This is a genomic window from Staphylococcus petrasii (assembly GCF_002902565.1).
Taxonomy (GTDB): Bacteria; Bacillota; Bacilli; order Staphylococcales; family Staphylococcaceae; genus Staphylococcus; species Staphylococcus petrasii.
Window position 1 is genome coordinate 3174 of sequence record NZ_PPRC01000122.1, and the last position, 9268, is coordinate 12441.

9 protein-coding genes and 1 pseudogene are annotated in these 9268 nt (G+C 28.5%); 5 read left to right on the forward strand and 5 right to left on the reverse strand.

Annotated elements, in window-relative coordinates; all coding sequences use genetic code 11:
* Positions 1-345 (forward strand): ATP-binding protein (locus tag CD127_RS12870; protein ID WP_240623882.1); only part of this gene is annotated, 345 nt, incomplete at its 5' end.
* A 244-nt stretch (positions 346-589) separates the two neighbouring features.
* Here CD127_RS12870 and CD127_RS12875 read toward each other — a convergent pair.
* Positions 590-1162 (reverse strand): tubby C-terminal domain-like protein, encoded by a 573-nt coding sequence (locus CD127_RS12875; protein WP_235851290.1) that lies wholly within the window; start codon positions 1160-1162, stop codon positions 590-592.
* Between the two features lie 282 nt (positions 1163-1444).
* Between CD127_RS12875 and CD127_RS11805 the strand changes: the two genes are divergently transcribed.
* A complete protein-coding gene (locus tag CD127_RS11805; RefSeq protein WP_103366816.1) occupies positions 1445-2326 on the forward strand; it encodes a mechanosensitive ion channel family protein in 882 nt (293 codons plus the stop codon).
* 371 nt (positions 2327-2697) lie between these two features.
* Here CD127_RS11805 and CD127_RS11810 read toward each other — a convergent pair whose 3' ends face one another.
* Both CD127_RS11810 and CD127_RS11815 read right to left on the reverse strand, forming a co-directional pair.
* Entirely contained in the window at positions 2698-3852 is a 1155-nt protein-coding gene (locus tag CD127_RS11810; RefSeq protein ID WP_103366817.1) for an FAD-dependent monooxygenase, read from the reverse strand.
* 124 nt (positions 3853-3976) lie between these two features.
* Positions 3977-4582, reverse strand: coding sequence for a TetR/AcrR family transcriptional regulator (locus tag CD127_RS11815; protein WP_103366818.1), 606 nt, complete (start codon positions 4580-4582; stop codon positions 3977-3979).
* A 73-nt stretch (positions 4583-4655) separates the two neighbouring features.
* On the opposite strand from CD127_RS11815, the pseudogene CD127_RS11825 reads away from it, so the two are divergent.
* From CD127_RS11825 to CD127_RS11835, 3 genes and pseudogenes are all read left to right on the forward strand, one after another.
* Positions 4656-5927 (forward strand): annotated as a pseudogene (locus CD127_RS11825) (YhgE/Pip domain-containing protein).
* A gap of 323 nt (positions 5928-6250) precedes the next feature.
* Positions 6251-6904: an HXXEE domain-containing protein gene (locus tag CD127_RS11830; protein WP_103366821.1), complete on the forward strand. Its 654-nt coding sequence runs from the start codon at positions 6251-6253 to the stop codon at positions 6902-6904.
* A 16-nt stretch (positions 6905-6920) separates the two neighbouring features.
* Positions 6921-7568 (forward strand): TetR/AcrR family transcriptional regulator, encoded by a 648-nt coding sequence (locus tag CD127_RS11835; RefSeq protein ID WP_103366822.1) that lies wholly within the window; start codon positions 6921-6923, stop codon positions 7566-7568.
* 557 nt (positions 7569-8125) lie between these two features.
* Here CD127_RS11835 and CD127_RS11840 read toward each other — a convergent pair.
* Entirely contained in the window at positions 8126-8290 is a 165-nt protein-coding gene (locus CD127_RS11840) for a hypothetical protein (protein WP_162170981.1), read from the reverse strand.
* A gap of 13 nt (positions 8291-8303) precedes the next feature.
* Positions 8304-9188 carry a permease gene (locus tag CD127_RS11845; protein WP_103366823.1) on the reverse strand — a complete coding sequence of 295 codons (885 nt, stop codon included), beginning with the start codon at positions 9186-9188 and terminating at the stop codon, positions 8304-8306.
* Positions 9189-9268: the final 80 nt, after the last annotated feature.

Sequence of the window (9268 nt, forward strand, 5' to 3'; positions counted from 1 at the left end):
GATCAATTTGCGACAAATAGAATATTTACAAATTTAATTCAGAATACTCTACGCTATAGTAAAAGCTTCGTTGAAATTGATTTATACGAAAAAGATAATGACGTAATTGTAAAATTAGCTAACGATACAGATGAACAACTAACTCAAGAAAATATTAAGTATATTTTTAATCGTTCTTATATCGCTGACCTAAGTCGCCATAAGCAACATTCAGGATTAGGATTATATATAGTAAAAAAATTAGTTGTAAAACAAGATGGGCTAGTTTATGCGACATATAAAAATGACATATTTGAAATTAAAATACATTTTAAAAAAACTAAAAATAGCAGTGAAGATGACTAAAAATTTCAAAACTCAAATGACTCTTTATTACTTTTAGGAAGATATTAACTTTAAATAAATAATTGAGAAAGAATTCAAATACTATCGTATCTATAAACCATTAGGAGCTATTAGTTACCATTAAGGCAAAAAGGAAAATGAAGAACTAAGAGTATATCTTATTAAGAAGCCCCCACAAAGTTAAGCTAAAACTTAAATTTGTGGGGGCTATTTAATGTCATAATAGTTTACTGTATTTGCTTATTTATAATGGTGGTGGTCCTAAATATACTGGACCTATATCTTTACGATAATATCGAATATTATTATTTGAAAAAGTATGGAGAATAGCAATCGTAAATATTTTGTGCTTTTCAACAAAGCTTCCTTTAAATTTAATATGGATGTAATCCCCTTTGCGATTCCAACTAGCCACTTCCTTATTATCCTGAGTGTCTACAATTTTACAAAATTCTTTTTTATCTAAACTTACTGAAAAAAGTTGATCTTCATACTCGAATAGCCCTAATTTTTCTTTATTAAATCTTTCTTCATTACTTAAGTGTATTTCATTATATGTTCCAGAATTAACTTCAAGATATGTTAGTATATAATTTCTTTTTTGTTGCATTCCTGTTTTCTTTGACTTTACTATGATATTGTCATTATTATCCTTAAAAAGATATCTTTCAAAAAAGCGTCCAAAAGATACATTTCCTATAATTTTTTCGAATATATTTTTATAATACTTTTGAACAACTCCTATTTTATCCCCTTTAGAATCGAATATAGTAGAAGGTTTAGTCGAGTTTATAAATCTCTTTTTATATTTATACATTATATTCCACCTTTAATATAAAATGGTTTAACTGATTTTTTTAGAGTTTATAAAAATGAATTTATAAGCATTTATGTAACAACTATATTTTAAACATTAAATTTTATTTATCGCTAATAATTAAATTATAAATATTGCATTTATAAAACATTAGTATTTTAAAATTCTAATTTCCTTACATTGCAAACAATTTACTTTTTAGTTATATTTAATGATGGCTTACTACCCATTATCTATAGAGATTTGTACATAGAAAAAATTATCGGAGGTAATACAGTTACTATGAATCAACTAAAAAATACATTGTATAGGTTATTTGAACCTATGACACAAATTGAATTTTATCAAAGTGTGTTAATTAATATTCTAATTATCATTGCTTATATCTTAATGGGTATGATTGTAATTGCTATATTAAGAAAATTAGTTACTAAATTTTTCACAGTTAATGAAAAGAAAAAGAATCGCCATAAAATTAAAAGAAGTGAAACATTATCAAAATTGCTTCAAAATTTAATAAGTTATGTCGTATGGTTTATTGTACTTACGTCAATACTCTCACGCTTTGGTATTAGTGTATCAGCGATTTTAGCAGGAGCTGGAGTTGTTGGTGTTGCCGTTGGTTTTGGGGCACAAACTATTGTTAAAGATATTATTACCGGCTTTTTCATTATATTTGAAGGCCAGTTTGATGTAAGCGATTATGTTCAAATTAATTCATCTGGCGTAACTATCGCAGAAGGTACGGTTAAAACGATTGGTTTAAGATCAACAAGTATACAATCAGATACTGGAGAAATTTATACATTGCCTAACGGTACGATTAGTGAGATTGTAAACTATTCAACAACGGATGTTTCTCCAATTGTAATGATACCGCTTTCTCCTAATGAGAATTACGAAGTCATAGAAGAAAAATTATTAGAATTTTTACCAACGTTAAAAAACAAATATGACATGTTTGTAGCAGCACCTGAATTGCTCGGTTTAGATAGTGTTGATGGTAATGAAATGATCATTAAACTTTTAGCACATGTTAAGCCAGGAATGCACTTCCCAGGTCAACGTTTGCTTCGTAAAGAAGTAATACAGTACTTTAGTGAAGAAGGCATTCATATTCCTAAACCAACACTCGTAAAACTTGATGAAGACTTAAAGAAATAGAGAATAATCTGCAAACAGATTTTTATATCGAAATGAGTAAAGCATCCCTCACCGTAAAGTGAAGGATGCTTTTAATTTTAGAACATTTTCTTCTATCTAATATACAAATTACACAACTTATTTTTTATTTTACTATTTTTATTTCTTTAACCACTCGCCCAATTAAAAATGAAGTAGCTTTCAAAATTAATTTTTACTTTTAAAATAAAAATAGCAAAGCGTATTTACTATCGTAAATTACTTCGCTATTTAAATTATTCATCCTTATATACAATACTATAGTTCTTTTGTGAGGTCTGCATTTCGCGCTTTGATAGTGGGTGTATATCTTAGTAAATTACCAAACATTTTACTCTTCATTAACTTCATTCTTAATTAATACTGTTCTCTCTTTTTTGTACTTCTTTTTCATTTTTAGATACAAAATTTCTTCTACCTGTTGTCGCACCTTGTTTTTGAAATTGTTCAACTTTTGGTCTTAATATACTTTCCCATTCATTTAAAGCATACTCTATATTATCTGAATATTTTTGTAATGCTTTTCCTAATAGATTAGCACCACCAAGCCCCAATGTTGCGCCCATTCCTGAATAGAGTGTTGGACACCATGCTGAATCACCGACTAGAACGACACGACCGCGATACCATGATGGCATTTTTACTTGGTCCGTTGTGCTAAATATTACGTCATCAGCTTGATCTAATTGTTCCAATGCAAATTCCATGTATTTCCCATAGGGTTTGCCAAATATTTCTCTAATTCTTTCACGCGGATCTTTTTTTCTTTCCTCTTGTGGATTGTCCGTTTTATACGTAAACAATACTGTTGCTGGATGGTCTTTAAACGTAAATACAGTGAATGATTTATTTACTTCATGCAAAATAACGCCTTGATCTATTTTTAAATCAGGCGGGTTTTTGGTTAATTGGTAGGCACAAATCATATAATCTAATTCTTTGATATATTGTTCATGCGGACCAAATGCTAGTTCTCTTACTTGAGAAAACACCCCATCAGCACCTATAACAAGATCATAAGAACTTTCATCTTTCATATTAGTTTTAAGATTTTTAGTAGTCACTCTTACTTCAGATGAATTTTGCCAAATAGCATCTGGCACTGTATCAAATAATATTTCTATATCATTTGGTAACGCTTTATAGACAGCGTTCTCGATATCACCACGCAACATCATCCATGGGGCAAAAGATCTCGGAATATCAGCAAATCCAAGCGTATAACCTGTAATACCAGTTCTATCTATTGAGAAATTGACAGAAGTAGGACTGCGTCTATCATGTAAAAATTGAAGTGCCCCTAAATCTTGAGCAGCAGATCTACCAAGTCCAAATAGCGCTAAAAAATATCCACCTTTACGTCGTTCTGAAGCTTTCTCAATGATGACAGGCTCCCATCCTGCTTTTTTTAAAGCTATTGCTGAAGATATACCACTAATACCTAAACCTACAATTAATACTTTTTTACTTTCTTTGTTTGTTTTGTTATATGAAACATTATTAGACATGCTACATTCCCCCTGTGTGTCTAATAATATTTATGAGTAACCTGCTATACAATAATCAAAAAGCATCAATCTGTATATTTAATAACAAAAGAATAAAGAGTGTTGCCAAACACATAATGTAATCCTAAGGTTTTTTTGATAGTTCTATTACTAATTGTTCTAATGGACCTGTACTCATGAGCGTAAATAGATGATGCATGATTTCTTCTTCTGGAATTCTTTCTGGATCTAATACCCAATATTTAATTGTAGAAATGATAGCTCCAGAAATATAATTATGAAAATACCTAAACGGTATATTATTGATTGTCGTTTTATTATTTAAAACGATTAATAAGTTTTGTGAAATCGTATCTGATAATTTTTCTTCTAATTTACTTTGTCTTTTTAGATTGAATAACACTTCATATAATTCAATATTATTCAAAACAATCTTAATGATGCTATTTGGTACATTATTAATAATTTTATTTAAATCACTAAACTCTTTAATTTGTTGGTTAGCTAATTTATCATAATCAATATTTGATTTCATACGTTCAATTTCTTTATCTTCTAAATGACTCAATAAGTCATATTTATCTAGATAGTATTTATAAAATGTAGCACGGTTAATATCCGCTTCATCCGCTATTTGTTGAATGGTTATTTCTTCTAAACTATACGTTTTTAAAAGTTGAATAAAACCCTTCTCAATACTTGTAATTGTTCTTTTTACTCTACGATCCATAAACTCACTCCTTATCTACTAAGTAATGACAACACTTCGAATTATATTGTTGTTTAATAAGGAGGGTAATTTTATGAAAAAGAAAATCGTATGGATCATTCCTATTGCAATCGTATTAATTCTAATGATTTTAGCAACTGCTTTTTATCCGGCATACAATCCGAAACCAAAGGATGTACCAATGGCAATATTAAATAAAGATAATGGCATTGAAGTTCAAGGAAATTCGACCAACATTGGTAAGAACTTAACAGATAATTTGAAAAAAAGTGATAATAAAACGTTGAATTGGGAGTCTGTGAAAAATGAGAAAGAACTTAAGCAAGGACTAAAAGATAATAAATATATCGGAGCTATCATCTTTGAAAAAGACTTTTCAAAAAATGCTATTAGTAATGCACAAAGTAAAATCATGACTGAAAAGCAAAATGAAATTAAAGAAAAAATCAAATCAGGTGAACTATCATCTCAATAAGTTAAAGCAATGCAAGAAAAAATGGGTGGTGGTTCTCAAGAAATACCAAAACCAAAACAAGCACATATCGAAACAATCATTAATCAAGGTAGTAATGCTCAAACATCTAACATTGCTCAACAAGCATTAAGTAAAATTACAAATAAACTTAATGATCAGATTAGTAAACAAAATGTTGAGTTATTAGCAAAAAATCAAATAGACTTACCAAGTAAGCAATTTAATCAATTTGTGAATCCGGTCAAAGTTGAAACAACAACTTTAAATAAAGTTAAAGATCATCAAGGTAATGGAAATGGTGCCTCAGCAATGTTTACACCAATATGGTTTGCAGCAATGATTACTGCAGTTCTTTCATTCTTGACTTTTAAAAACAGAGAAAAATTAACATCAAATAAAGATAAATTATGGTTTACAGGCAAAGTTATTTTATCAGTAACGATAGCTGCTTTCGCTGGTGCATTTGTCTATGTTTATTATACAGGTGGCGTATTGAAGTTTGATTTTAATCACCCACTAGATACAGCATTATTCATAGCAATTGCAATATTAGGATTTGCTCTACTCATACTAGGCTTTATGGTTTGGATAGGCTTTGGTGCTATTCCAATATTTATTTTATATCTATTCTTTACAATGCAAGCAGTTATGCTACCTAAAGTAATGGTGCCAAAATTCTATCAAGATTGGATTTTACCTTGGAGCCCATTCCATCACTACGTAAATACATTAAAAGATTTACTATATACTAACACTAGCTTAACTATGAACGGCACAGTATGGATGTTCATTGCATTTATCATATTTGGATTAGTATCGCTAATTTCAGCTGTTTATGTAAAAAATCTAGTTAACATGATAATTGAGTAAATTTAGTTTTTGTTAATAAAGTCTGAAATAGAAAATTATATTATGAAGCTACGTTAAAAATTCGCAGTAGCTGATTGAACTGAGAAGGCAATTAAATCAAGCTTTATTAAGTTCTAATCAACCTTGTACAGTGGGAAAATGAATTCAAAAAGAATTTTGTCCCACTTTCTCTCTATTTAGTCTTTCTGATTTGTGAGTGTCTTTTTTGTTATCAACATTTTTTATAATTTAATAAATTTCGTAATTAATCCATTATTATTGACAAAAAAATATTAACATTTTAAAGTTAGTGAGTAATCACTCACTAAAGAGGTGTAACTATTATGAATTTTATTCGAAATCACTGGTATTACTTCACAATTTTTATTTTTGTAGGATTATCATTTTTCATGGGATTTTATGGACATACAAAATTAAGTTCACTTCAAATTATTCTAATGTATAGTTTGATGGCATTATCTATTCATCAATTTGAAGAATATGTTTTCCCGGGAGGCGGTTCACCTGTTATTAATAAAGCAACTTATAAAGAAGATAAGGATTTTGACCATTATCCTGGTAATACTTTATCAATCTGTATAGTGAATATTAGTGCTTATTTATTTTATGTATTAGCAATTATTTTTCCGCAATTTATTTGGCTTGGATTAGCTACAATGTTATTCAATCTAATGCAGGTATTAGGACACGGTATATCAATGAATAAAGCTTTAAATGCCTGGTACAATCCAGGATTATTTACAAGCGTTTCTCTTTTTGCACCTATAAGCATTTATTACATTATTTATATATACAATGAACATTTAATAAATATTTATACGTGGATTGCTGCTATTGTCACTTTCTTTATAATTTTAGTAGTAACTATCATCTTACCTGTCCAAATATTAAAAGATAGAAATACTAAATATGTCATTTCAGATTGGCAAATAGAACAATTTAAAAAAGTGACAACTTTTGCTCAAAGAAAATCATAATTAATAGGAGGTATTTATGGATTATTCACATGATATTAAAATTGATTTAGATCTTATTTTAAAGAATGAGAAGATAACACCGGGAAAACGAAAAGTACTCATTTCAAGTATTAACTTATTTTCTAAGTTTGGATTTAATGCTGTAAGCACTTCTGAAATAGCAAAAAACGCCGGTGTAAGTGAAGCGACGATATTTAAATATTTTAAAAATAAGCGTGGTCTATTACTGGCTATAATCACCCCAATATTTGAGCATTGCCTTCCATCTTATGAAAATATATTCGCAAATCGCATAGCGCAGAAAGAAAATTATGATTTAAAAACTTTAGTACATTTCATTGTTGATGATCGTCTTCAGTTTCTAGAACAAAATAAAGATGTCATAACAATCGTTTTAAGCCAAATTTTAATTGACGCTGAAATTAGAGATAAATTAATAAATTATTTAGAAAACAATCATAACGACAATGCATCCAAAATTTTTGAAGTCTTTCACAATACTCAAGAACTAGCATCTGATATAGATTACAATTCTTTACTTAGAATTTTTATGGGACAATTACTAGTTAATTTCACACAAGTATATCTATTTAATATTAATGACAATCAACAAGAACAGTTAGTTTCTCAAATATACAGAGCATTAAAATCTAAGGGTAATTAATTGTAGTTTATATAATGCTTTCTTTATTCAGAAAATGTCCCAAAGATTGATACTTATTTAAATAACTCCATAAAATCGGGTTGATACCTAACTTTATGGAGTATATTTATATAATTATTTATTATTTTTAGACATCTTATCGATTATAAATAAAACTATAATAACCATTATTTTCTCTTATAATAGTTGTAAGCAATTCTCCCACTATTTCTAGTGCTATAATAAACTTTTATCTAAAGTAGATATTAGCTAATTTAGTTTAAACCTTTTTAACCAAAATCTTATTTTAATCTTAAATATTTATAAATCATTTTAAATAATAATGAATTAGCCTAATTAAATAAGTAATACATACAATTTAGTAAGCATTTAACATTGCCAACAACCTATTTTTTATTTTCATTTATGATACGCTTCTGCGTATCGGTTAATGATGCGGTTTTTAATTAACGTCTTTTTGTTATAAGTCTTAAAGAAATACTAAACAAGCAAAATAATTTTTCTTAACTGAAACGAAAGAACGACAAATTCCATACTATTACATTGGAATTTGTCGTTCATTTATTAGAAGCATATATTTTACAGACTTCTAAATTAATTGTTACAACAACAATTATTATCCTGTTGCTCTTTTTCATTTTTCTCTTTTTTTCTTCAATTTCTACTGAACAACAAGATTGTTCTTGAGGTTTTAATTTTTTTAATACGTCTTTGACTCCCATTATCTCACCTCCTTTAAATAACGATGTTCACAATCAAACCTGTAGAAATAGCTACAACTAAAATGGCGATAACGAATGAGATTATAAATTTTTTCTTGAATAGTTTTGATAATAATACAACTTCTGGAATACTTGCACCAGCACCACCAATAATCAAAGCAACAACTGTCCCAAGTGACATTCCTTTTGAAGCTAATGCTTCAGCTATAGGTAACATGGTTTCAGGTCTAATATACATAGGAATACCTATAATAGAAGCAATAAATACGGATATAATGCCACCTCCACTCGCATATTTAGTAATAAATGTTTCGGGTACAAATCCGTATATAAAAGCACCAATAAACACACCAATAAATAGGTAAGGAAGCATTGGATATAAAAATGCCCACGCATCATTTAATGCTTGTTTAAAACGAGATCCATGTTTATTAGCAAAAAATCCATCGCCTTTAACATTTACACCTTTATAAGTTTCAGCTAAATTCATTTTTGAAAATACAAAACCTGTTAAGATACTAAAGATTGCTAGTACAATAAAATAAACTGTTGCAACTTTCCAACCTAATAAGGCCCATAACATAAATATCATTAATGGATTCATTAAAGGTGACGCAATTAAAAAACTCATTGCAGGGCCAAATGGAACTTTAGAATTTAATAAACCTGCAAGTATAGGAATTGTAGAACAAGAACAAAATGGTGTCATCGCACCAAAAGCCATTCCCAAAATATAATTAATAGCTTGATTAGGTTTACTTAAAAAGTGCTTTATTTTTTCTTCTGAAACTATCTGCTGGATTATACTTACAATAAAGCTCACGATGATGAATAGTATTAATAATTCAAAAAACAACATCACAAATGTTTTTATAAATTCCATAATTGAATCTAACATTAGTATAATGCCTCCAAATTTAATTAATCAATATCTCTTGATGTATTAATCAAAAAAAATTGATTAATACTATATTAAAA

Bases quoted from the DNA above. Each gene is read 5' to 3' on its own strand.
- CD127_RS12875 (WP_235851290.1), bottom strand. From the start codon at position 1,162: ATGTATAAATATAAAAAGAGATTTATAAACTCGACTAAACCTTCTACT.
- CD127_RS11805 (WP_103366816.1), top strand. From the start codon at position 1,445: ATGAATCAACTAAAAAATACATTGTATAGGTTATTTGAACCTATGACA.
- CD127_RS11810 (WP_103366817.1), bottom strand. From the start codon at position 3,852: ATGTCTAATAATGTTTCATATAACAAAACAAACAAAGAAAGTAAAAAA.
- CD127_RS11815 (WP_103366818.1), bottom strand. From the start codon at position 4,582: ATGGATCGTAGAGTAAAAAGAACAATTACAAGTATTGAGAAGGGTTTT.
- CD127_RS11830 (WP_103366821.1), top strand. From the start codon at position 6,251: ATGAATTTTATTCGAAATCACTGGTATTACTTCACAATTTTTATTTTT.
- CD127_RS11835 (WP_103366822.1), top strand. From the start codon at position 6,921: ATGGATTATTCACATGATATTAAAATTGATTTAGATCTTATTTTAAAG.
- CD127_RS11840 (WP_162170981.1), bottom strand. From the start codon at position 8,290: ATGGGAGTCAAAGACGTATTAAAAAAATTAAAACCTCAAGAACAATCT.
- CD127_RS11845 (WP_103366823.1), bottom strand. From the start codon at position 9,188: ATGTTAGATTCAATTATGGAATTTATAAAAACATTTGTGATGTTGTTT.